Origin of the sequence: Actinocatenispora comari, assembly GCF_017312725.1 — a bacterium.
GTDB lineage: Bacteria > Actinomycetota > Actinomycetes > Mycobacteriales > Micromonosporaceae > Actinocatenispora > Actinocatenispora comari.
In genome coordinates this window covers 1-22,120 of record NZ_BOPO01000053.1, presented here as the reverse complement: position 1 = coordinate 22,120, position 22,120 = coordinate 1, and the positions used below count along the sequence as shown (strand labels likewise).

At 73.8% G+C, this 22,120-nt stretch carries 19 protein-coding genes and 1 pseudogene; 8 read left to right on the top strand and 12 right to left on the bottom strand.

Features of this window, described 5'->3' with window-relative positions:
- Positions 1 to 190: 190 nt before the first annotated feature.
- Positions 191 to 1,330, top strand: coding sequence for a cytochrome P450 (locus NUM_RS15100; protein WP_207125479.1), 1,140 nt, complete (start codon positions 191 to 193; stop codon positions 1,328 to 1,330).
- A gap of 83 nt (positions 1,331 to 1,413) precedes the next feature.
- Here the strand turns inward: NUM_RS15100 and NUM_RS15095 are convergent, their stop codons facing one another.
- Entirely contained in the window at positions 1,414 to 1,614 is a 201-nt protein-coding gene (locus NUM_RS15095) for a hypothetical protein (protein WP_207125478.1), read from the bottom strand.
- Positions 1,615 to 1,775: 161 nt separating this feature from the next.
- Between NUM_RS15095 and NUM_RS15090 the strand changes: the two genes are divergently transcribed.
- Together NUM_RS15090 and NUM_RS15085 are read left to right on the top strand one after the other, a co-directional pair.
- Entirely contained in the window at positions 1,776 to 1,925 is a 150-nt protein-coding gene (locus NUM_RS15090) for a hypothetical protein (protein ID WP_207125477.1), read from the top strand.
- Entirely contained in the window at positions 1,925 to 2,299 is a 375-nt protein-coding gene (locus NUM_RS15085; RefSeq protein WP_207125476.1) for a VOC family protein, read from the top strand. Before NUM_RS15090 ends, NUM_RS15085 begins: the two co-directional genes overlap by 1 nt.
- 105 nt (positions 2,300 to 2,404) lie before the next feature.
- On the opposite strand, the gene NUM_RS15080 is transcribed toward NUM_RS15085, so the two are convergent.
- The 4 genes from NUM_RS15080 to NUM_RS37190 all read right to left on the bottom strand — a co-directional run bounded on the left by NUM_RS15080 (position 2,405) and on the right by NUM_RS37190 (position 6,025).
- The gene (locus NUM_RS15080) at positions 2,405 to 3,010 is read right to left on the bottom strand and encodes a GNAT family protein (RefSeq protein WP_207125475.1); all 606 of its coding nucleotides are present in this window, start codon (positions 3,008 to 3,010) and stop codon (positions 2,405 to 2,407) included.
- A 126-nt stretch (positions 3,011 to 3,136) separates the two neighbouring features.
- Positions 3,137 to 3,727 (bottom strand): transcriptional regulator, encoded by a 591-nt coding sequence (locus NUM_RS15075; protein ID WP_207125474.1) that lies wholly within the window; start codon positions 3,725 to 3,727, stop codon positions 3,137 to 3,139.
- Positions 3,724 to 4,851 (bottom strand): PEP/pyruvate-binding domain-containing protein, encoded by a 1,128-nt coding sequence (locus NUM_RS15070; RefSeq protein WP_207125473.1) that lies wholly within the window; start codon positions 4,849 to 4,851, stop codon positions 3,724 to 3,726. The genes NUM_RS15075 and NUM_RS15070 overlap by 4 nt, the downstream gene beginning before the upstream one ends.
- Entirely contained in the window at positions 4,835 to 6,025 is a 1,191-nt protein-coding gene (locus NUM_RS37190) for a TetR/AcrR family transcriptional regulator (protein ID WP_225918586.1), read from the bottom strand. Before NUM_RS37190 ends, NUM_RS15070 begins: the two co-directional genes overlap by 17 nt.
- Positions 6,026 to 6,144: 119 nt before the next feature.
- Here NUM_RS37190 and NUM_RS15060 point away from each other — a divergent pair, with 119 nt between their 5' ends.
- The 4 genes from NUM_RS15060 (at position 6,145) to NUM_RS15045 (ending at position 12,023) form a co-directional block, all read left to right on the top strand.
- Positions 6,145 to 7,365, top strand: coding sequence for a hypothetical protein (locus NUM_RS15060; RefSeq protein ID WP_207125472.1), 1,221 nt, complete (start codon positions 6,145 to 6,147; stop codon positions 7,363 to 7,365).
- A gap of 213 nt (positions 7,366 to 7,578) precedes the next feature.
- Positions 7,579 to 8,406, top strand: coding sequence for an SCO6745 family protein (locus NUM_RS15055; RefSeq protein ID WP_207125471.1), 828 nt, complete (start codon positions 7,579 to 7,581; stop codon positions 8,404 to 8,406).
- A gap of 217 nt (positions 8,407 to 8,623) precedes the next feature.
- On the top strand, positions 8,624 to 10,606 hold the full coding sequence (locus NUM_RS15050; RefSeq protein WP_207125470.1) for an elongation factor G: 1,983 nt from the start codon (positions 8,624 to 8,626) through the stop codon (positions 10,604 to 10,606).
- Between the two features lie 94 nt (positions 10,607 to 10,700).
- On the top strand, positions 10,701 to 12,023 hold the full coding sequence (locus tag NUM_RS15045; protein ID WP_207125469.1) for a hypothetical protein: 1,323 nt from the start codon (positions 10,701 to 10,703) through the stop codon (positions 12,021 to 12,023).
- Positions 12,024 to 12,057: 34 nt separating this feature from the next.
- Here the strand turns inward: NUM_RS15045 and NUM_RS15040 are convergent, their stop codons facing one another.
- From NUM_RS15040 to NUM_RS15025, 4 genes are all read right to left on the bottom strand, one after another.
- Complete coding sequence (locus NUM_RS15040) at positions 12,058 to 12,819, bottom strand: SDR family oxidoreductase (protein ID WP_225918585.1); 762 nt, start codon at positions 12,817 to 12,819, stop codon at positions 12,058 to 12,060.
- Positions 12,820 to 12,940: 121 nt separating this feature from the next.
- Positions 12,941 to 13,699 carry a DUF899 domain-containing protein gene (locus tag NUM_RS15035; protein ID WP_207125468.1) on the bottom strand — a complete coding sequence of 253 codons (759 nt, stop codon included), beginning with the start codon at positions 13,697 to 13,699 and terminating at the stop codon, positions 12,941 to 12,943.
- On the bottom strand, positions 13,696 to 14,733 hold the full coding sequence (locus NUM_RS15030) for an RNA polymerase subunit sigma-70 (RefSeq protein WP_207125467.1): 1,038 nt from the start codon (positions 14,731 to 14,733) through the stop codon (positions 13,696 to 13,698). Before NUM_RS15030 ends, NUM_RS15035 begins: the two co-directional genes overlap by 4 nt.
- 117 nt (positions 14,734 to 14,850) lie before the next feature.
- Positions 14,851 to 15,999, bottom strand: coding sequence for an acyl-CoA dehydrogenase family protein (locus tag NUM_RS15025; protein WP_308440572.1), 1,149 nt, complete (start codon positions 15,997 to 15,999; stop codon positions 14,851 to 14,853).
- Between the two features lie 87 nt (positions 16,000 to 16,086).
- On the opposite strand from NUM_RS15025, the gene NUM_RS15020 reads away from it, so the two are divergent.
- Positions 16,087 to 16,710, top strand: a complete 624-nt coding sequence (locus NUM_RS15020) for a TetR/AcrR family transcriptional regulator (RefSeq protein ID WP_207125466.1) — start codon at positions 16,087 to 16,089, stop codon at positions 16,708 to 16,710.
- A 34-nt stretch (positions 16,711 to 16,744) separates the two neighbouring features.
- Here NUM_RS15020 and NUM_RS15015 read toward each other — a convergent pair whose 3' ends face one another.
- From NUM_RS15015 to NUM_RS15005, 3 genes and pseudogenes are all read right to left on the bottom strand, one after another.
- The gene (locus NUM_RS15015; RefSeq protein WP_207125465.1) at positions 16,745 to 17,023 is read right to left on the bottom strand and encodes a YbaB/EbfC family nucleoid-associated protein; all 279 of its coding nucleotides are present in this window, start codon (positions 17,021 to 17,023) and stop codon (positions 16,745 to 16,747) included.
- 65 nt (positions 17,024 to 17,088) lie between these two features.
- Entirely contained in the window at positions 17,089 to 20,403 is a 3,315-nt protein-coding gene (locus NUM_RS15010) for a right-handed parallel beta-helix repeat-containing protein (RefSeq protein WP_207125464.1), read from the bottom strand.
- A gap of 131 nt (positions 20,404 to 20,534) precedes the next feature.
- Positions 20,535 to 22,120 (bottom strand): annotated as a pseudogene (locus NUM_RS15005) (hypothetical protein); the annotation flags it as partial.

The following is a 22,120-nucleotide window of genomic DNA, read 5'->3' as shown; positions in this document are numbered from 1 at the left end:
CGGACGGCCCCTACCGTCGGCGCCGGAAGGAGGTGATGACCATGCGCACCCTGCGTTTCTTCCTGCGCCGCCGTCCCAGGACCGTCGGGACGGACTCGACGTGGCAGATCTACTACGTCGTCTACTGACCACCGGCCCGGCCGGGCCCGCCCTCGGGCAGGGCCCGGTCGCCACCCCTGGAGCGCTCGCGATGCCCGTACCGCGCACCGACCCGGGATTCGCCCGCGACCCGTTGCCGGCCATGCTGTCCTGGGCCACCGACCCGGCCGATCCGCCGGTACGCCGGCTGGCCGCCGACCGCTACCTGGTGACCGATTCGTCGCTGGGCCGCCGCATCCTGGCCAGCACGCAGGAACCGTTCGAGGCCACCTCGGCGCCGTTCGGTGCCGTTCCCGGCTGGATACCGGGGCATCCGGACACCCGCCCGGTGCTCACCGCGCTCGGCAGCGCCCTCGACACGGCGTTGACCGGCCCCCGGACGGTGGCCACGCCTGCCCTCTCCTGCTGGCCCGACGACGCGTCCCTGCGGTACCTGCACCGGTTCGGCAGCGCCCTGCTGCCGGCGGCGTCTCCGGCCGTGTTCCGCGCGGTCGCCGCGGCGCTGACCCGGTCGTACGCGCTGGACCGGCGGCCGGGGCGGGCTGCGGCGCTGCGCCGACGGTTCGCGGTGAGCCGGGCCAACGCGGCGCTGCAGGGCTACCTGTTGCGGCACCGCGCGACGCCGGGGAATCCCTTCCTGGCGGCGCTTCTGGACCGCTTCGGCGACCCGCAGACCGCCGCGCTGGCGCTGCACGGTGCGCTCGGCGCCGTGTGCCGGGCGGCCGCGACGGCGCTGTCCTGGACGGTGCTGCTCGACCACGGGTGGCGACCGGGACTCGCCGCCGGCACCGTACTGCCGGCGGCGACACCCACCGCGCCGGCCGGCGACCGGGTACGGGAGGCGTTGCGGCTGTGGCCGGTGGCCTGGATGCTGCACCGCAGGGCGCGCACCACCACCGAGCTGGGCGGCCTGCCGGTACGGCCCGGCGACCACCTGCTGGTGTGCACGTTCGCGATGCACCGCTCCCGCCGCGTCTGGTCCGACGCCGACGACTACCGGCCGGAGCGTTGGGCCGATCCACCCGCCGGCTACCGCGACGGCTACCTCCCGTACGGCACCGGCCCGGGTGCGTGCGTCGGTGCGCGCTTCGTCAACGCGGCTGCCGCCCAGCTGCTGGATTCGCTGCCCGGGCTGGCGGCGCCGATCCGCCTGCTCGACGAGCGCCCCGTCCTGGGCGCGATCGCCACACCACCCCGCTTCCAGCTCACCACCGCCAGCTGCGACACCTGACCCGGACCGGTCCGCGGCGGGCCGAGCCGACCGGCGGCAGTCACCGCCACGCCCCCCGTGGCGGAGGTGGCCGCGCGGCATCGCTACACCGGGCAGCCGGACAGCAGCGTCGAGGCGTACCAGAATCCCAGGCACATCAGGCCGATCCCGACCAGGATCACCGGGAGCACATCCCGGCCGGCCGGATCGCGGGCGGGTCCCCCGGTCCAGCCGAGACGTCGACGACGGGACCGGATGACGACATGCTCGGGCCTCCTCGCCGCGGCCGGCGCCCGGCGCGCCATGGGTCGCTCACCCTAGCGGATGCGCTCGGGTGCGGGCGGCCGGCAAGGTGCGCCACCGGCCGAGCCGGTTCCGCTCAGCCGAGCACCTCGACGCCGACCAACAGGGCGACGATGTGTATGTACCCTTGCAGTTACGTAACCGGCCGGGTACATTCGGGCCGATGGGCATCGTGTTGCAGGCGCCGGCAGACAGCGAACGGCGGGCCGTGTTCGAGATCCGGCGGGATCATGACGCCACGGCCGCGCATCTCCCCCGGCGGACCCGACGGGTCGGGCCGACGGCAGCCCCCGAAGCCATGGCGGTGCGGTGATGTCCGACGTGATCCGCTTCAGCGGCGTCACCGTGAACGCCCCGGACGCGATCGAACTCGCTCGGTTCTATGCCGAGATCACCGGCGGCGTGGCGAGGGGCGGCCCCGGCTGGGCCACGGTCACCGGGCCGAACGGCGACCTCGGCTTCCAGCAGGTCGACGACTTCCGGCCACCGGTGTGGCCCGGCGACACCGTGCCCATGCAGATGCACCTCGACTTCTACGTCGACGACCTCGCCGCCACCGGGGCACGTGTGCTCGCGGCGGGCGCCACCCGCTTCGACGTCCAGCCGAACGCCGACCACTGCATCGTGTACGCCGACCCGGCCGGGCACCCGTTCTGCCTCTCGACGTGGGACGAGCCGCAGCTGTGAGGGTCCCGCGAGACGGCCACCAGCATCCACCGCCACACCGGTAGGCCCGGTCGCCGGGTGCATCGAGCGCCGGTCGCCGGGTGCATCGAGCGCCTGGCGGCCGGGTCACGGTCGCGCCGGTACCTCGATCGACATCACGCAGTTCTTCAACCCCTTGGGCCGGACGTAGCTGAAGCCGAGTCGTTCGTAGAGCCGGCGGGTGCCGTTGTAGAGGAACGACGACGACATCTTCTTCGTCTGGTGCGTCAGGTCGTGCGGGTACGCCTCGACCACGCCGCCGCCCTCCCGCGCGATCAGGTCGAGGGCGCCCCGGATCGCGATCTCGGTGATGCCCCGCCGCCGGTACCGCCGGTCGACGAAGACACAGGTGATCCGGTAGTCGGGGTCACGGTCCTTCTCGGCGTCGTACTGCTTGCGGTGGTGAATGGTGGGCAGTTCGGTCGGCGTGCCGTACTCCGCCCACGCGACGGCCAGCTCGCCGTCCAGCACCAGCGCCGCGTGCGCCGCGCCGGCCTCGACGTACCCCTTCTTCAGCTCCCGGTTGGCCTCGGCGCCCTGCCCGCGTTCGGGGCCGTCGGGATGGAACCAGATGCACCAGCAGCCGCCGAAGATCCCGCCGTGTCGCTGCACGAGGGCGTCGAACGCCGGCCAGGTCTCGGCGGTCAGCGGCCTGACCTCCAGTGCCGCGTCGGTGTCCGTCTCGGTACTCATGAACTCACCGTAGAGCGGTAACCGGACGGTTCGCTGCCGGATCACCGCTTCGGGTACTGCCCACGCGCCGGACCGCCCGGACCCGGACCTGGATCGCGGCTCCGGCGAACTGGCGCCGGATGGCTGTCAGCGGGTGCGGCCCAGGGTGGCGAGCAGGTCCTCGTGCAGCTCGAACCAGACCAGGTGACACGAGTCCCGGTCGATGCCGGTGATCCAGGCGGGTGCGGACCCAGCCCGGTCCAGCGCGGTGACGAAACGCCGGTGGTACCCGGCGAATCGCGGCAGGTGCTCGGTCAGCCGGCACTCGATGCCGGCCAGCCTCCGGGCGGGCTCCCGCAGGGTGGCGATCGTGTCGGCGAGGGTCACCGGCGCCTCGCCGATGCCCATCTCGGCGAGTTGCCAGGCGGTGCAGGCGGCGCCGACGGTCTCGTTGACCGCGAGGAACTCGTCGTACCCGGCCGTCACCTGGCGGCGGGCGCCGGCCGTGTCGAGCTCGGCGGCCAGCAGCCGCTCACCGGCTTCCTTGCCGGCGTCGCTGAGTGACCAGTCGTCCGGCGGAGTCAGTACCGTCCAGCCGCGCGCCTGGGCATCCCGGAGGTGCTCCTCGACCTCGGCGTGCGGCAGGCCGACGCGCCGGGCGATGCGGGCGGTGTCCCCGTACCCCAGGGTCCGTACCGCGTGCAGCACCCGCAGGTGGTTCGGCGTGGCGGTGGTCATCGGGTGGGCTCCTCCTCGATCGCGGTCACCGTGCCGCACGTGCCGTCGACGAGCACCTGTCGGCCCTCGGTGAGCCGGGCCAGCGCGCCGGATGCGGCGGTCACCGCCGGGATCGCGAACTCGCGCGCCACGATCGCGGCGTGCGCGAGCATTCCGCCGGTCTCGGTGACCACCGCCGCGGCGCGGGCCAGCAACGGTGTCCAGGCCGGCGAGGTCGCGCGACACACCAGTACCTCGCCGTCGAGGAAGCGGGCGAACTCGTCCAACCCGCCGATCACCCGCACTGCTCCGGTCGCGGTACCCGGGCTGGCCGGCGCCCCGGTCAGCAGCGGCCGCCCGGCGGCGGTACCGGTCGGTTCGGGCGGCGGCGCGGTCGTGATCGGCCGGGCCTGCAGGACCCACACCCGCCCGGCCGCGATCGCCCACTCGACGTCCTGCGGGCAGCCGAACAGTGCCTCGATCCGGCGAGCGGTGTCGGCCACCGCGTCGGCCTGCCGGGACGTCAGCACCGCGGTACCGGCGGAGGCGACGGCGCCACCCGCGCCGGCCCGCCGCGGCGTCGCGGTGCCGGCCCACCGTTGCTGAGCGCTCCACCGTTCCGGCGTCGCCGCACCGGACACCAGCCGCTCGCCCAGCCCGTGCACTGCCTCGATCACCAGTTCGTCGGCGCCGGTGACCGGATGCCGGGTGAACGCGACGCCGGCCGCCCGAGCGTCGACCATGATCTGAACCAGCACCGGGACCGGACCGCCGATCCGCCGGCCGGTGCGCGCCTGGTACGCGGCCAGCCCGTCGCCGCGGCCGGACCGGGCCGTGCGGCGCACCGCCTCGGCCACCCGGCTGGCCGGCACGTTCAGCGTGGTGTGCAGCTGGCCGGCGAAGGATGCCCGGGCGCCGTCCTCGGCCCCGGCCGAGGAGCGGACCGCGAACCGCTCGGCGCCCAGTGCCCGCAGCGCCGGCGCCAACGCCTCCGGCCAGCCCGCGGCTGCGGGATCGGCGAGCACGATCCCGTCCGGTACCGGGAAGCCGGCTCGAACGAGGCGGGCCAGCGCGGCGGCCTTGGCGCCGTGTCGCGGGTCGGCTGCGGCCAGCGGCTCCCACACCGCCTCAGCCCTGCCCGACATCGGCGGAGGCGACCGCGTGGCAGGCACCGCGGCCCTCGGCGCGGGCGGCGATCCGGCCGCCGCGGATGCGTACCGCCGCTTCGGTCCTGTCACCGGCGGCGGGGATCCCTGCCGCGGTGGCGATCGCGCCCGAGCCGTCGTACCCGACCCGCAGCCGGGGCCAGGCCCCGTCGGGGAGCGCCTGCCGCAGACCGTCACGCAGCTCCGCGAGAACCAGCCGGACCAGCGGCCCCAGCTCCCGGTCGGCGGCCGTGGTCAGCACCACCGTCACCGCCGCGCCGGCCGGCGCGGCACGAACCGCCTCCTCGATCGCGGCCAGCCGGTGCAGCCCCAGCACCGCGACGACCCCGTCCTCGGCGAGCCGCACCGCGGTGCCGCGCAGCGCGTCGCTCGCCGTACCGGCCGGCCAGCGCTCGTCGACCAGCCGTGCCCCGGGTACGTGTGGCAGGTGCGGTGGCCGCCACCGCGGGTCGAGCCCGAGGTCGGCCAACTGCTCGCAGACCTGGACGACCTGGAACGGCTCCACGAAGCCCGGCGCGGTGCCGGCGAGCTGGCTCGCGCCGGACAGTACCGTCAGCGCCATCTCCGCCAGCGGCACCAACCGGACCGGCCCGCCCGCCTGTACCGGCCCGCCGGGCCCGGCCCGTTCCTCCGGTTCGGTCCTGCCCGGCCGGTGCGGCTTCCCGGCGAGGCGCCGGGTGGGGCCGGGTGCGTGCGGCTGGCCCGGCCCCGGCAACTGCTCCAGGCCCAGGCCGAGCAGGATCGCCGACAGCGCCATCAGCTGCGCGAACGCACGCCGTACCTGCTCGTCGCCGGTGATCTCGGCGTGCAGGTCCCGACCGAGCCAGGCGGGTTCGCCGGGGTCGGTGGCCAGCGGCAGCCGCCCCAGCCAGGCACGCGCGAACGCCCCGAGCGCGGCCCGTACGTCGGTCGCCGGGTGCGGTGGCGCGGGCGGCGCCGCGGCGCGCTCGGCGTGCTCGGCCAGGACGGCGAAGTACAGCGAGCGCTTGCCGGGGAAGTTGGAGTAGATGGCGCCGCGAGTGAGCTCGGCGCGCTCGGCGATGCGGTCGATCTTGGCGTCGCGGAACCCGCGCTCGACGAACTCGGCCCGTGCGGCGGTCAGCACCGCGACGCGGGTGCGTTCCTGCGTCTGGGCTCTGGTGAGCCGGCCCATCGCGCTCCTCCGGCAGTTCCGCTCCGACCTGGTCAAGATACTCTCACCATCCGGATGGTTTCAACATCTGGGTTGCACGGTACTACTGGGGTGACCGTCGCACTCCGGGAAGAAGGACCATGGGTCGAGACCTCGGTACGTCACGCCGTCGACTGCTGGCGCTGGCTCCGGCCGCGGTGGCCGCCTCGGTCGGGGCGGCCGGCTGTGACGCCGGCACCGGCACCTCGGGTGGCAGCACCACCCCGAGCCCGTCGACCCGGGTGAGCCCCGCGCCCGCGACCGGCGTACTGGCGGCCAACGTGAACCAGAACCTCGACCACATCGACGTCGACCAGCTCACCGCCGCCGCGGCCAGCTGGGTACGCGGCTTCCTGACGGTCACCGCGGGTGCGCCGTCCCAGCTCGCGTCCGATCCGGGGCTGGCGAAGCTGCTGAGCGCCGCGAAGCGCGGCTACGGCACGGTGCTGAACCTGAAGTTCCAGTACCGGCACGCGCCGTTGCCGGCGCCGGGCACCCCGGCCATGCGCGACGTGCTGGCGCGGCTGGACTCGGTGCTCACCGCGACCATGGGCACCGTCGACGCGCTGGTCGTCGGCAACGAACCGTTCTTCGAGACCCGGCCGGCAGACCGCGCCTCGCCACGCATCAACCGGTTCTACGAAGCGCTCGCCGGACACGTCGTCGGGTACCGCCGGCGGCATGGCGCCACCCGGACGAAGATCTACCTCGGGGCGTTGACCTCGCTGGACGATCCGGCCGGCCGCACGCCGCGGGCCCGGCGGTTCGTGACCTTCGCACACCGGACCGAGGGCATCGCCGGCATCGACATCCACCCGCACGTCGCCGCGGCCGACGACGTGGCGCGCTACCTCGACTACGTGGTCCCGGCGCTGCGCGCCGACCAGCGCTTCCTCGTCACCGAGTTCTCCCTGGTACTGCTGTGGAAGCAGCACCTGCGCGACCCGGTCGACGCCGGCTGGGCGAGGCGGCACAAAGTGGCCGCGGGCACCCCGGTGTGGCGGGCGATCGCCGACACGATCCGGCACCCGGTCGACGAGACGACCTGGACCGACCTGCTGCGCTCCAGCCCGTGGTTCGCCGACAACCGGACCTTCCTGGGCGACCAGCTGAGCCGGTTCCGCCGCACCGGCAAGCTGGCCGTGGCGGCGTACGGGATCAGCCAGGACCTCCCGATGACCCGACACTTCGGACCGGACAGCCATCCCTGGCTGCTCAACACCGTGTTCTGCCCGGAGACCTGCACGCCCCAGCGCGACGGCCTGCCCGGCCGCAACCTCACCTGGTACGAGCAGTTCCGCGCCGCGCAGCACGGCGGCTGAACCGCCTCCGGCCGGCGGGGTCCGGCCCGGCCGAGCACCGCCGGCCGACGACGGACCGGCACCAGCTCCGATCGCGACCGCCGACCGCGGCACCAGCTCCGATCGCGACCGGTACCGCCGACCGCGGTGCCAGCTCCGATCGCGACCGGCACGCCCCACAACGATCCCGTCGCGAGGCGCCGGCTCGTGCGCAACCGCGGGCATCATGACGCCATGACCCACATCGCCCGCCGCATGTTCGAGCTTCTGGAACCGATCTGCCTGGTCACCTTCTTCGCCGACGAGTGCAACGAGGAACTGGCGGCACTCGGCCACCGCACCTACTGGGACGGCTACTTCGCCAGCCGCGCCGCACCGTTGGGGCGGGTACCGGCGCAGGTCGTGCACGCGGCCTTCTACAACTTCGCCGAGGGTGAGGCCGCACGGCACATCCCCAGCGCATGGGAGAAGATCGCGCCCGAGGCGTCCGTCGCGGCGCGGCAACGAGGCAGCGCGGCCTCCCTGCGACGCATCCTCGGCGCGGAGGTGGCCGGCTCCCCCGGCCTGGTACGCGTCGCCGACCTGACCACGAAGGCCGCCACCAGCGCCCCCACCGAGGGCCGGATGATGTACGCCGGGATGCGCACCCTGCCGATACCCGGCGATCCGGTCGAGCGGTTGTGGCACGCCGCCACGATGCTGCGCGAGCACCGCGGTGACGGGCACATCGCCGCCCTGCTCGGCGAGCGCATCGGGGGTACCGAGGCGCACGTGCTGTCCGCGCTGGACCTGGGCATCCACCCGCCGGAGTCGTTCGGCCGGATCCATCACCTGCCGGAGCCGCGGCTCGCCGCGGTCATGGCCGGACTGCGCGAGCGCGGCCTGGTCGACGCCGACGGCCGGTTCACCGACGCCGGCCGCGACACCAAGCGGCGCATCGAGGCCCGCACCGACGAGCTCGCCGAGGCGCCGTACGAGGCGCTCTCGGCCGGCGAGCTCGACGAGCTGGTCGCTGGCCTCGAGCCGATCACCGCCATCCTCGTGGCCGCCGGATCGCGCTGACGCCAGCGCCTTTCCGGCGAGCGGCACGGTCGGCTGCCGCACCCGATCGCGCCGGGAAGCGGGCCGGCCGGTAAACCGGTGGTACCGGTCCCGGGCCGGCCCTACGCTGGCGGCGACCGCGCGAACCGGCGTACCGACAGAGGAGTCACCCCGATGCGAGCAGCGCACGCGAACCTTCGCCTCACTCATCGGACTTCTCTCCTCCTGAGGACCTCGCGTGCCGTCAGCATCCACCCGCTTTCTCAATCTGGGCATTCTGGCCCACGTCGACGCCGGTAAGACCACCCTCACCGAGCGGCTCCTGCACCTGGCCGGGGCCATCGACGAACCAGGCTCGGTCGACTCGGGTACCACGCACACCGACGACCTCGCGCTGGAGCGCCAGCGCGGCATCACGATCAGATCCGCGGTGGTGTCGTTCGACTGGGACGGCCGGCGCGTCAACGTCGTCGACACCCCCGGCCACCCGGACTTCATCGCCGAGGTCGAGCGGGTGCTCGGCATCCTCGACGGCGCGGTCCTGGTGCTGTCCGCGGTCGAGGGCGTGCAGCCACAGACCCGGATCCTGATGCGCGCCCTGCAGCGGCTGCACGTGCCGACTCTGCTGTTCGTCAACAAGATCGACCGGGTCGGTGCCGACCTCGACCGGGTGGTCGCCGCCATCCGCTCCCGGCTGACCCCCGACGTCCTCGTGATGGGCGGGGTGCGGCGCACGGGATCGCGCGCCGCCGGCTTCCGCCCGTACCACGGGGAGGATCCGGCGTTCGCCGAGCGTGCGACGACGACGCTGGCCGAGCACGACGACGGCGTGCTCGGGGCGTACCTGGACGGCACCGCCGTCCCCGCCGGCGACCTGCGTGCCGACATCGCCGCGCAGACCCGCGCCGGGTTGCTGCACCCGGTCTTCGCCGGATCGGCCGCCACCGGCGCCGGCGTCGGCGAGCTCCTGTCGTCGCTGGCGACGCTGCTGCCCGTGGCGTCCGGCCCGGCCGACGGCGCCGTCTCGGCCCGGGTGTTCAAGGTGGAGCGTGGCCCGGGCGGCGACAAGATCGCCTACCTGCGGGTGTCGAGCGGCACGGTACGGCCCCGGCAACGGCTGGAGCTTCCCGGTGGTCGCAGCGGCAAGGCGTCCTCGCTGCAGACCTACGGCGACGGCGGCTGGGCCCCCGTCGACTCCCTCGGCCCGGGTGCGATCGGCCGCGCGCGCGGCCTGTCGGCGGTACGGGTCGGGGACGCCGTCGGCGAGTCGCAGGATCCGGCCGAGCCGCACTTCCCGCCGCCGACGCTGGAGGCCGCGGTCGACACCGTACGGCCCGAGGACGGTCCGGCGCTGCGCACCGCACTGACCCAGCTCGCCGACCAGGATCCGCTGATCAACGTCCACCTCGACGCGGCCGGCCAGCCCACCGTCTCGCTGTACGGGCGCGTCCAGCAGGAGGTGCTCGAGGCGACGCTCGCCGACGAGTACGGTGTCGAGGCGCGCTTCGCGGACGCGGCGGTGCTGCACATCGAGCGCCCGCGCCGGGCCGGCGCCGCGGTCGAGCGGCTCAACACGCCGGGCAACCCGTACCAGGCGACCGTCGGGCTGCGGATCGAGCCGGCCGCGCCCGGCAGCGGGGTCCGGTTCGTCGTCGCCGCGGCCGCCCGCGACATGCCGCTGTACCTCTACGGCAACGTCACCCGGTTCGCCGCGACGATCGAGCAGCACGTCCGGGATGCCCTCGCGTACGGGCTGGACGGTTGGCCGGTCACCGACTGCGTGGTCACCCTCGTCGAGGCGGGCTACAGCGTGGCCGACGGCCCGCCGTCGAAGCGCGGCCCCACCAGTACCGCCCGGGACTACCGCAAGGTCGCGCCGGTGGTGTGCCGCCAGGCGCTGCGCCGCGCCGGCACGCAGGTCTGCGAGCCGGTGCTGCGGGTCTCGCTGGAGGTACCCGACTCCGACGTCGCCGCCGTGCAGACGGTGCTGGGCCGGATGGGTGCCGGGCTGACCGGCCAGTGGCCGGCCGGCCCGATGGCGCGCATCGACGCCCGGTTGGTGGCGGCGCGGCTGCACGCCCTGCAGCACCAGCTGCCGGACCTCACCGGCGGCGAGGGGCTGTTGGAGTACCGGTTCGACGGCTACCAGCCGGTGCACGGCCGCCCGCCCCGGCGGGCGCACCCCGGCGGCGACGCCCACACCGCGGAGTCCCTCACCTGACCCCCGACCACAGGTGGGAGAGCCCGCGGACAGGATCGAGTTTCTGTCGGTGGCCCGTGCCATCATCACCACCATGGCCGAACCAGAGGTGTCGATGGCCGCGGCGGTCCGGGCGCTGCAACAGGCCGGTTTCACCGCGGAACTGCACGGCGTGCCGGATCGTCCGGCCGGGCCGCCCGCGGCCGGTGCGTGGGTCGCCCTGCCAGGCGACGAAGCCTACGCTGTCGTGACCGTCCTGCCGGTGGTGCCCGCCGAACAACGAGGGTGGCGATGCGCCTACCCCGACGAGCATGCAGTGCGCGGATACCGCATCACGTTCCACGAGCGGCCGTTTCGCACCCGCGGCCACGGTTACCAGGACGCCGCGGACGAGCGGTGCAGCGTGTTCACCGACGAGGTGGTCGCCACCGTGCGTGAGTGGAGCAGCTGGGAGGCAACCTGGTCGGTCACCCCGACCGGCCAGCCCGCCTCCCGACGAACCGCGTATCACCGGCGGCTCGCCGCGGCCAAACTGGCCAGTGCCGAGATCCCGGTCGACGTCGAGCTCGATCCGCTGTTCCTGCTGCTGCTGGACGCCGAGCAGGTCACGGCGCTGCACGCAACGGTCGACGACCTGTTTCTGCCAGGCATTCGGTGGCGCTTTCCGCGCAACCGCATCGGGTCGAAACTCGCCACACGGACCCAGGTACTGCTGCGCGAGTGCGTGCCACCGGCACATCCTGCCGGCAAGGGCATCTGGCTGGTCGTCGACGGTCCCGCGCCCCGCGCCGAGCAGCGGTTGACTGTCCGGCTGGCCCGGGTGGCGGGGAGGTCCGCCCAGCACCGTTGGGATCGCCAGCCCGAATACTGGCGCGGCGGCCCCCGGGCCCTCGATCAGTTGTGGGGTACCGACGACACCGGCCTGGCCGAGGAGATCACCGACCTGCTCACCGCCGGTGAAACCCGGGAAGCGCTGCACCGTTGCGGTGTGCGCGTCGATCGTGGCACCACCAGGCTGCTCTCCGGATTGCCCGACTGTTACGAGCTGCGTGCCTGGACCGACAGCTGGGTCACCAACGCCGTGGCCTCCCTCGCCGATGCCGCACCCTGGCACTGGCGGGCCGCGGCTGCCGGCCAACGCCGACCCCGGCGGCTGGTCTCACTGGGTGGCTTCAACCCGAGCCGGCGGCCCGGCCTGTTCCTCAGCCAGCAGAGAGGCCAACCGGTCCTGAGCTTCGACCAGAGCGCAAGCCCGCTGGTGGTCCCGCGCACCGACTGGCAACGCGACCTCGACCTCGATCTGGTTCGAGCCGGTCTCCTCGCCCGCCACCAGATCCCGATCCGCGCCGACCCGGCCGATCAGGCTCGATGTGATCGGGTCGACGTCGGTGGGCAGGTGCCCAGCGAATCGTTCCGACAGCAGATCGCCCTGTTGTGAACGACTCGCGCGCACGGCACCATCGCCGGGGCCGTCAGCGGGGGGTGGGGGTGGCCAGGGCGGCGAGTTGTCGCTCCGTGGCCTTCGGCGAGGAGTGGAACTGCGCGCCGAGCGAGACGGCGAACGGGTCGGGGAAGATGTCCTCGTCGCCGGCCTCGATGCCGTCGAGGACCCTGGTCGCGACGGCACCGGCCGGGGCCTTCTCGAACTCGGGCGGCAGGTCCCTGGTCATCTCGGTGTCGACGGGGCCCGGGTAGACGCCGTGCACGGCCACTCCCCGCGCTGTCCACAGCGCGCGGAGAGCCTGGGTCAGGGAGTGCTGCGCCGCCTTCGAGGCGCTGTAGGTGGGTTGGCTCGGTACGTTGCTGAGCCCGGCCGCCGAGCCGATGTTGACGACCACCCCGCCACGACGTTCGAGCGTCTGCGCGAACGCCCGTACCATGCGCAGCGCACCGAAGTAGTTGACCTCCATCTCCCGCCGGGCCACGTCGACGATCGTCTCGGCGGTCAGGTCCGTCGGTTCGTACGCGCCGGCGTTGTTGACCAGCAGGTCGACGTCGGTCGCGGTCGCGGCGGCGGCCGCGACCTGGTCGGCGTCGGTGACGTCGAGCCGCAACGGCACCAGCCGGTGCCCGTAGCGGCGCGCCAGGTCCTCGAGCGTCCTCGGGTCGCGTGCCGCGGCGTAGATCTTCGCCGCGCCGCGTTCGCACAGCGCCCCGGTGATGGCGCGCCCGATGCCGCGGTTGGCCCCGGACACCAGCGCCACCGATCCTTCGATTCGCGTACCAGTGTGCACGTGTGACTCCTCTGCTTGTGGTGCGGTGCAACGAGATCGGCCGGCCCGGGGCAGCCCGGACCGGGCCGTCCCGGGAGGCGGGGCGGCGGTCTGCTGCGAAGCCGTCGACGGGCGCGGTCGGTCAGGTGGTGGGGGCGGGTGCTGTCCGGGTACGGGGCGGCCGCGGATCGTCGGGGTCGGCCGGGTCGGGGTCGCCGAACCACCGCGACGGTGCGTTCGCGCCGTAGGTGTCGTGCCACTCCCACCATTCGTACGGCGCGGTCTGCGGGTACCCGTCGGGCGAGTCCTCCCAGGTCTCCTGCCGACCCAGCGCGGTCAGGTCGAGAAAGCTCCAGGTAGTCCCGAGTGCCTCGTCGCCGCGCTGGTGGACGAAGTAGGTCCGGAACACGTCGTCGCCGCGCCGGACGAACGCGTTGGTGCCGTGCCACTGGTCCACGCCGAAGTCGACGTCGAAGTCGCCGGCGATGGTGTACCAGGGCATCGTCCAGCCCATCCGGGACTTCACCCGCTCGATAGCGGACTGCGATCCGCGGGAGGCGAACACCAGCGTGGTATCGCGGGCGTTGAGGTGGGCGAGGTGCGGGAGGTGGTCGGCGATCAGCGAGCAGCCGCGGCAGGCGTGGTCCGGCCAGCCGTCCACCCCCGGTTCGAAGAAGGCGCGGTAGGCGATCAGCTGGCGGCGACCCTGGAACAGCTCGAGCAGGCTCGCGGTGCCGTCCGGGCCCTCGAACAGGTACGGCTTGTCGACGGCCTGCCACGGCATCCGGCGGCGCGCGGCGGCCAGTTCGTCGCGATCGCGGGTCAGCTTCTTCTCCCGTACCAGCAGTTCCTGCCAGGCGGAGTGCCACTCGTCCGGCGAGACGATCGGTGGGGTGTTCATCGCGAACCTCCTTCTGGGTCAACGGTTCGGGGCGGGAGCGAGCGGGGCAGGCCGAACGACGGGAGTACGCCGGTGTCGAAGCGGGTGATGGCCGCGATGCGGTCACCGGCGAGGGTCAGCACGACGACGCCGATCGAGTGCCGGACACCGTTCGGGGCGCGCACGTAGGCGCCGAGCGCCGGCTGGCCGTTCGCACGGGTCGGTACGAAGTCGTAGCTGCGGCCCGGCCGCAACAGAGCGGTGTAGAAGCGAGCGACGTCGCCACGGCCGTGGTACTCGAAGGGGATCGGCGGCATCGTGAGCTGGATGTCGTCGGTCAGCAGCGCGACCAGGCCCTCGACGTCGCTGGCCGCGTAGGCGCGGACGAACTTCCGCACCAGCCGCTGCTCGGCGGGCGAGCCGGCCGCGGGGGCCGGCGCACGATCCGCGGCCGGCCCGAGGCTGCGCGCCAGCCCGGCCCGGGCCCGTTTGAGCGCGCTGGTCACCGACTCCAGGGTGGTGTCCAGCAGCGCGGCGACCTCCCTGGCGTGGTAGCCCAGCACGTCACGCAGGATCAGTACGGCCACCTGCCGGGCGGGCAGCACCTGCAGCGCGGTGACGAACGCCAACGAGATCGCCTCGGTCTGCTCGTACCGGGCGGCCGGGCCCGGCGGTGCCGCGGCCGCGCCGGCGAGCGAGTCGTCCGGGAACGGTTCCAGCCAGGCGACCTCGCCGAGCCGGCTCGGGGCGGGCGGCTCGATCTCGGTGACGTCCCACGGCTCCGCCGGGCGGCGGCTCGCCGCGCGCAGTGCGTCGAGGCAGCGGTTGGTGGCGATGCGGTACAGCCAGGTCCGCACCGACGCGCGCCCCTCGAACGCGCCGATGCCCCGCCAGGCGGACAGCAGCGTGTCCTGCAGGGTGTCCTCCGCGTCCTGAAACGACCCCAGCATCCGGTAGCAGTGCACCAGCAGTTCCCGCCGGTGCGGTTCGGTCAGCGCACGAAACGCCTCCCCGTCGCCTGCCTGCGCCCTGCTGACCAGATCAGCCGTCGCCATCCCCACCACGGCAGCACCGCCTCCTCACGTGTCCGGCGTTCGTAGGTGTGGACGCCGGACACGGCGGGAACTGGGCGGTCTCCGAAGCTTGGCTTCGCCACCGCGGTACGGCGGTGGTCACAGGCTGCGGGAGATCAGTTCCTTCATGATCTCGGTGGTACCGGCATAGATCTGCTGGACGCGCATGTCCGCCCAGGCCCGCGCGATCGGGTACTCGGCGATGTAGCCGTAGCCCCCGTGCAGTTGCACGCACCGGTCGAGCACGTGCATCGCCTGCTCGCTCGCCCAGTACTTGGCCATCGCGGCGGTGGCGATGTCCAGCTCGCCGGCCAGGTGCCGGTGCAGGCAGTCGTCGACGAAGCAGCGCGCCACCCTGGTCTGGGTGGCGACCTCGGCCAGCGTGAACTTGGTGTTCTGGAAACCGAACAGCGGCCGGCCGAACGCCTCCCTGCTGCGGGTGTACTCGATCGTGCTCGCCAGCGCGGTCTCCATGGCCGCCACGCAACCCAGCGCCACGATCAGCCGTTCCTGCGGCAGTTGCTGCATCAGCTGGGCGAATCCCTGCCCCTCCGTGCCACCGAGCAGGTTGCCGGCCGGTACCCGGACGTCGTCGAAGAACAGTTCACAGGTGTCCTGGCCCTTCATCCCGATCTTGTCCAGCGCCGGTCCGCGCCGGAACCCCGGCCGGTCGGTCTCCACCAGCAGCAGCGAGATCCCCGACGCCGCCTCCTGCGGGCGGGTCTTGACCACCAGGACGACCAGATCGCACAGCACCCCGTTGGTGATGAAGGTCTTCGCGCCGTTCACGACGTAGTCGTCGCCGTCGCGGATCGCGCTGGTCCGCACCGCCTGCAGGTCCGAGCCGGCACCCGGTTCGGTCATCGCGATGGCGCCGATCGTCTCGCCGGATGCCATCCGGGGCAGCCAGCGCGTCTTCTGCTCCTCGGTGCCGTAGCTGAGCAGGTAGTGCGCGACGATCCCGCTGTGCAGCGGCGCACCCCAGCTCGTGTCGCCGACCCGGGACTGCTCCTCGATCAGCACCGCCTCGTGCGCGAACGTGCCGCCGCCCCCGCCGTACGCCTCGGGGATCGACATGCACAGCAGTCCCACCTTGCCGGCCAGCCGCCACAGGTCGCGGTCGACCTGCTTGTTCGCCACGTACCGGTCGATGTTCGGCTTGATCTCGCGGACGCAGAAATCGCGGGCCAGCTCGCGCAGCGCGGCCAGTTCCGGATCCATCCAGCGCGGTACCTCGGTCGCCACCACGACACCCCTCCACGGCTCGGTCTTCTGGGTACACGGTGTACCAGGAAATGCGACTGGGTACAAGGTGTACCACGGTAGGCTCGCGGCATGGCAGAGGTGGGACGCTCGGACACGGTCGCGGCCCGCCGTGCCAGCCGGGCCGCACAGGAGCAGCACGACTCCCGCCGGCAGGCCATCGTCGAGGCCGCCGCGGCGGCCATCGAGCAGCACGGCAACGACGCCGCCCTCGGCGTGATCGCCGAGCAGGCCGGCGTGCCCCGGCCGCACGTCTACCGGTACTTCGAGAGCAAGGACGAGCTCGACCTCGAGGTCGCCCGGCATGCCACCCGCCGGCTGCGCGCCACGATCCGCCCGGCGCTGTACGCCCGGGGCGCGCCCCGCGGCATCATCCGCGGGATCATCACCGTCGTGCTGGACTGGGCGGCACGGCACCCGAACCTGTACCGGTTCCGGGTGCGGCTCGGACCGTCCGCCGCGATCCCGGAGTTCCTCGACGCGGTCGGCGCCTTCCTGCGCGACAACGGGAGGTCCGGCACCCTGCCCGCGCAGGCGGTCGCCGCCATCATCGGCCTGATCGACGCCAGCGTGCTCTGGTGGCTGGACCATCCCCGCGAGCTGACCGCCGCCGACCTCACCGACCGGCTGGGCGCACAGGTCTGGCTGGTGTTCTCGGCCGCGATGCGCGAGGCCGACATCTCGCTGGAATCCTGAGCGCCCCGAGCAACGCGGCCCGGTCCAGGGCCGGTCAGTACAGGTTGATCTCGACCGGGCCCATCCGCTGCCGGGCGAGGGCGGTAGCGTTCGCCGCCGCGGACCGGATCGCCTGCGCGATGGCCGCCGCGAGCGCCTCGGCGTCGGCGGTGGCGAAGACGGCCGGATCGACCTGGACCGACCGCAGCGTGCCGAGCCCGTTGGCGGTCACCGAGACCGTGCCGTCGTCGGACCTGCCCCGGACCTCGGTCGTGATCAGGTACGCCTCGGCCGAGCGCATCCGCTGCTCCAACGCGCGGCCGGCCGCGGCCATCTCGTCCCTCGTCGGGCGCCCGTCTCGCGCACCGGTCCGCCCCGTCGCTGGCTCGTCCATCGCGGTCAGCCCACCGTGGCGAAGCCACCGGACGCGGCCGACGCGGCGCCGTTCGACGCGCCGGCGAGGCCGTGGACGTCGGCCAGCGCCAAGGTACGCGACCGGGCGGCCCGGCTCAGTCGCCAGGACAGCTGGTGCGCGGAGCGGGCGGTCCGGGCCGGCAGCTGCGCGGCGAGCCCGGCCAGCGCCGACCGTACGTCGTCGGGTACCTCGTGGCCGCGCCGGACCAGGTGCCGCACCGTCAGCTCGACCAGCTCGTCGAGGTCGTACTCGGGCAGGGTCCAGGTCTGGCCGAAGACCTCGCCCAGCGCCGGTACCGCGGCGTGCAGCCGCTCGGCCACCCCCGGCTCGGTGCACAGCAGCACCACGGGATCGCCGAGGCCGCCGCGCAACTCGCGGACCAACGACTCGACGACCTCGACCCCGGGCGCCTCCCCGTCCTCGGTGTAGTCGACCACGAGCACGCCGCCCCGGGCGTCGAGTACCGCGTCGGCGACCAGGCTGTGTTCCTGGCCGGGCCAGTCCGCGGCCAGCCGCTGCCGGGTCGAGGCGACCACCAGCTGCCCGACCGGGACCACGTCGAGCTCGGACAGCCCCGCCGCGTAGAGCCGGGCCAGCTCGCCGCGGCCGCTGCCCCGGGCCCCGACGAGTACCGCGTTGCCGTGCCGGCCGATCCCCCGGGACCGGTTGCGCAGCTCGCGCAGCCGCACCAGGGTGGCGCCGATCGCCTCCCGCGCCTCGACCGCACCCACCAGCGCGCCGATGCGCTGCCAGCTCTGCGAGGCGGTGACCGCTCCGTTCGGGTCGGCGGTGGCGTCGACGCGGCTCTGCTCGGCCGGCAGCTCCTCCAGCTGCGCCAGATCGGCGGCGAGGTCGGCGGCGGTCAACCGGCTCAGCTCGGTGTTCTTGGTCGGCGGTTCGGTGGCGAGCCGGGAGGCCTGGTTGTTGATCATTGACTCGAACAGCTTGCGGGCGACCCGTCCGTTGCCGAACGTCGAGGTGCGCGGCACCCGCTCGAAGTAGCTGCGCAGCGCGTCGACGCCGTCGTCGGTCAGCTCGTAGTAGTGCGCCCGGCACAGGTTGGAGGTGATGGTGACGAGCTCGTCGACCGAGTAGTTCGGGAACTCGATCGTCCGGGTGAACCGCGAGGCGAGTCCCGGGTTGGAGGCGAGGAAGCCCTGCATCAGTTCGGAGTAGCCGGCGACGATCACCACGAGCTCGTCCCGGTGGTCCTCCATGATCTTCATCAGCGCGTCGATGGCCTCCTGACCGAAGTCCGGGCCCGAGCCGCCGGTGTCCGCCGACAGCGTGTACGCCTCGTCGATGAACAGCACCCCGCCGATCGCCTTGCTGACCAGCTCGGTGGTCTTGATCGCGGTCGACCCGATGTACTGCCCGACCAAATCGGCGCGCGCCGCCTCGACCATGTGCCCCTGGGGCAGCACTCCCAGCTCGGCCAGGATCGATCCGTACAGCCGGGCGACGGTGGTCTTGCCGGTACCGGGCGGGCCGGCGAAGACCAGGTGGCGGCTGATCGGCGGCATCGGCAGTCCCATCCGCTGCCGGGTCTGCGCCATCTTGATCAGGTTGATCAGCGCGTTGACCTCCTGCTTGACCCCCTGCAGGCCGATCAGGTCGTCGAGCTCGCGCAGCGGTCCCGCCAGCTCGACCGCGTCCGCGCGCTCGCCACCCTGCCCCGGGTCCGGCGACAGCACCCGGTCGTGCGCCGGTGCCGGCTCCGCCGGCGGCGGAGCGGCCGGGGCACCGTTGGTGGTGAGCGACTCGACCCGCAGCGCGGCGTCCGGGCACTGCCGGACGTCCTGCTCGCCGTTGCCGGACACCACGCACCGCGCGAGGGACACCGATTCGCTGGTGTCGACGTCGAAGCCGTACGTGCGGCTCTGCAGGATCTCGCACTCCACGAAGCTGCCGCCGGCGCCGGGCTCCAGGCGCACGCCGGCCCGGCCCGCCCGGCGTACCCGCACCTGGTGGGCGGTCACCGTGCTGCCGGCGCCGATGCGCAGGCCGTCGCCGGGCGCCTCGACCACCTCGGTGTCGCGCAGCCGCAGCTCCGCCCGGTCACCCACCTGCAGCCCGGTGCCGTGCAGGCCGGCCGACTCCAGCAGCAGCGACGACCCGGCACCGACCGTGACGCAGCTGTCGGCGGTACCGGTGAACCGGGCGCCGCGCACCGTGGCCCGGGCCGCGTCCTGCAACTGCACCGCGACCCCGGTACCGGACTCGACAGTGAGGTCGGCGCCGGTCAGGGTGGAGCCGTCCCTGGCCAGTACGCCGCCGCCGGCGCCGATGGTCGCCCGCAGCCGGCGCAGCTCGATCGACGAGCCCTCGGCGACCAGCGCCACCTGCTCGGTGGTACCGGACACCGTCATGCCGTCGAAGGTCGGCGCGCTGTGGCCGTCCACCGTCACCGCGAACCGGGAGTTGGTGAAGGTGCAGTCGACGAAGCCCGGCCGGCCGCCGTCGGCGACGTGCACCGCGCTGTAGCCGGCCGAGTCGAAGGTGCACCGGCGAAACTGCGGCCGGGCGCCGTCCATCACGTACACCGCCTGCTGGCCGGCGCCGGACAGGTCCGCCCCGGACACCGTCAGGTCCACCTCGCCGCGGCAGAACACGTCGGCCAGGGCGCTGTTTCGTACCGTCAGCCCGTCGACCCGGGCGCGGCCGCGGTCGTCGACGACGAAGGCGGGCTTGCCCGAGCCGTCGATCCGGCACTGTTCGGCCACCAGGTTGGCGTCGCCGTTGACGCAGATGCCGTTGGCGACGGGGTCGACCACCCGGCAGCGCCGCAGGGTCAGCGCGGCCTGCTCACCGACCACGATGCCGGTGGTACCGACGTCGTGCACGGTGGTGTCCTCGACCGTGCTCATCGCGGCCGACGTCAGGACGATCCCCACCCCGGCCGGGGCCGCGAGGTCGCAGTTGCGCAGCGCGATCGAGCCCTGCAGCCGGCTGAGCAGCGCGGTCCAGGCGGCACCCCGGACCCGGCAGTCGTCCAGCGCGGCCTCCCCCGAGTACACGTCGACCGCGGCGAGCTTCGGATCGTCGCTGGACAGCGAGATCCCGCGCAGCTGGGCGCCCTCCCCGCCGACGGTCAGCACGCTGCCCTCGGCCACGTGCACGTGCACCGTGCCGGGCTCGGCGGCACCGATGGTGACCCGGGTGGCGAGCACCAGCTTCTCCGCGTACCGGCCGGGGTGCACGGTGATCGTGGCGCCCGGCTCGGCCCGGGCCAGCGCGGCGCCGATGGTCGGCAGCGCTCCCGGCATGCCGCCGCCCACCGTCAGAAGTTGCCCGCTCATCGGCGTTCCCCCTCCGTCGGTACACCGACGAGGCACCCCGGGACACGACTCACTCGCTCACCCGGCGTCATCGGCGTTCCCTCCTCCGGCGGCACCTCGACGAAGCACCACGCACGATGCCCATGACTCGCTCATGGCTGGGCCACCTCCCTCTCCCGCACCGGCCCGGCCAGGCCGGGCAGCGCGCCGAACCGGGCCACCGCCGCGGCACCGGTGCGCTGCGGATGCTCGGCGTCGGCCCACCGTTCGAGGCTCCGCCGCATCGACTTGACCGCGAGCTCGTCGAGCGAGACCCGGTTGCGGTCCACGTTTCCGTCGTCGTCGATCTCGTTGCCGCCGATCTCGCGCAGCAGCACCGCACCGCGCCGTTCGGCCGTACCCTCCTCCACGCCGAGCACCTTGAAGTTGGTCCCGGGCAGGAACACGACCCGGTCGTCGACGTGCTCGTCGCCGTCGGGTTCCAGCAGCGCCGTGCGGCGGGCCGTCATCGACCAGACCAGGACGTCGGTGTCGCCGCGCTGGGCCGAACACGGCCCCGACAGCATGTTGACGAAGCTCCAGTCGGTGACCAGCCGCCGGTCGCGGTAGAACGCCCACTCGCTGTCGGTCAGGCTCGCCCGCACCACCGCGGTGCCGCGGAACGAGGGCAGCCGGTTCAGCCCCGCCGCGGTGCAGCGGGCGAACGGCACGTGCGGGCCGCCGCGGCCGGACCGCAGGCCGGCGTCGATGCCGAGGCCCCGGCCGCTGAGATAGAGCCGGACGGCGACCGAGTCGGCCAGTACGTCGTCCGGGTTGGCGTCCGAGCCGCCCTTCATGCCGGGATGCTCGGACATGATCCGGGCCACCGAGCTGGCCAGCGTGTCGAAGTCGCGGCTCAGCGAACGGCGCAGCCAGGCCCGCTCGGTGTCCAGGCCGCGGCGCGGGATCAGTGCCGACGCCTTGGCCACGGGTACCGGTTGTGGCCGCGCCACCGCCTCGCCCGGTTCGGCGCCCGACGCCTCGGGGTCGGGCCGCGCCGCCTGCCGGTCCGTGCTCGTACTTCCGGTCCCGGCGCGGGTCGGATCCTGGCCCGCGCCCGGCGCCCCGGTGCCGGCGGATTCCTCGCTCTCGCCCCACGCCCCGGTGCCGACCGGCTCCGGGTTCGCTCCGCGCGTGGTTTCCCGGTCTGCCCCTCGCATCCCGGTGCCGACGGCCTCCGGGTTCGCTCGCGTACCGGTGCCGTCGACCGGTTCCGGGTCCGTGCCGGTCGGTGCGGCGCCGAGTTCCGGAACGACGACGAGGTCGCCGACCGGCAACTGCGGCCCGAGGTTCGGGCTCGGCAGCCGGCCCAGGCTGGGCACGAGGTCCGGGTCCGACGGCGGAGCCATCGACTCCTGCGGACGGCCGAGCTCCGGGCGCGATCCGCGGTCGCTTCCGGCCGGCCCGGTCCCGTCCGGCGCACCGGCGCTCGGTCCGACGGCTTCGGCGGCTTCGGCGGCAGGTCCACCGGCCGGCTCGAGAACGCCGGACGCCGGGTCGGTGTGATCGAGCGCCGCGCCCTCGATCGGGCCAGGGGGCCACCACTCCGGCGGCGCCCAGCCCAGCTCGCCGGCGCTCGGCCGCGGCTGTTCGGGCACGGCGCCCGGCTCGACGGGCGGCGGTGCCGACGGCGCGCCCGGATCGACGGGCGGCGGTGCCAACGGCGCGCCCGGCGCGACCGGCGGCGGTACCGGCGGTG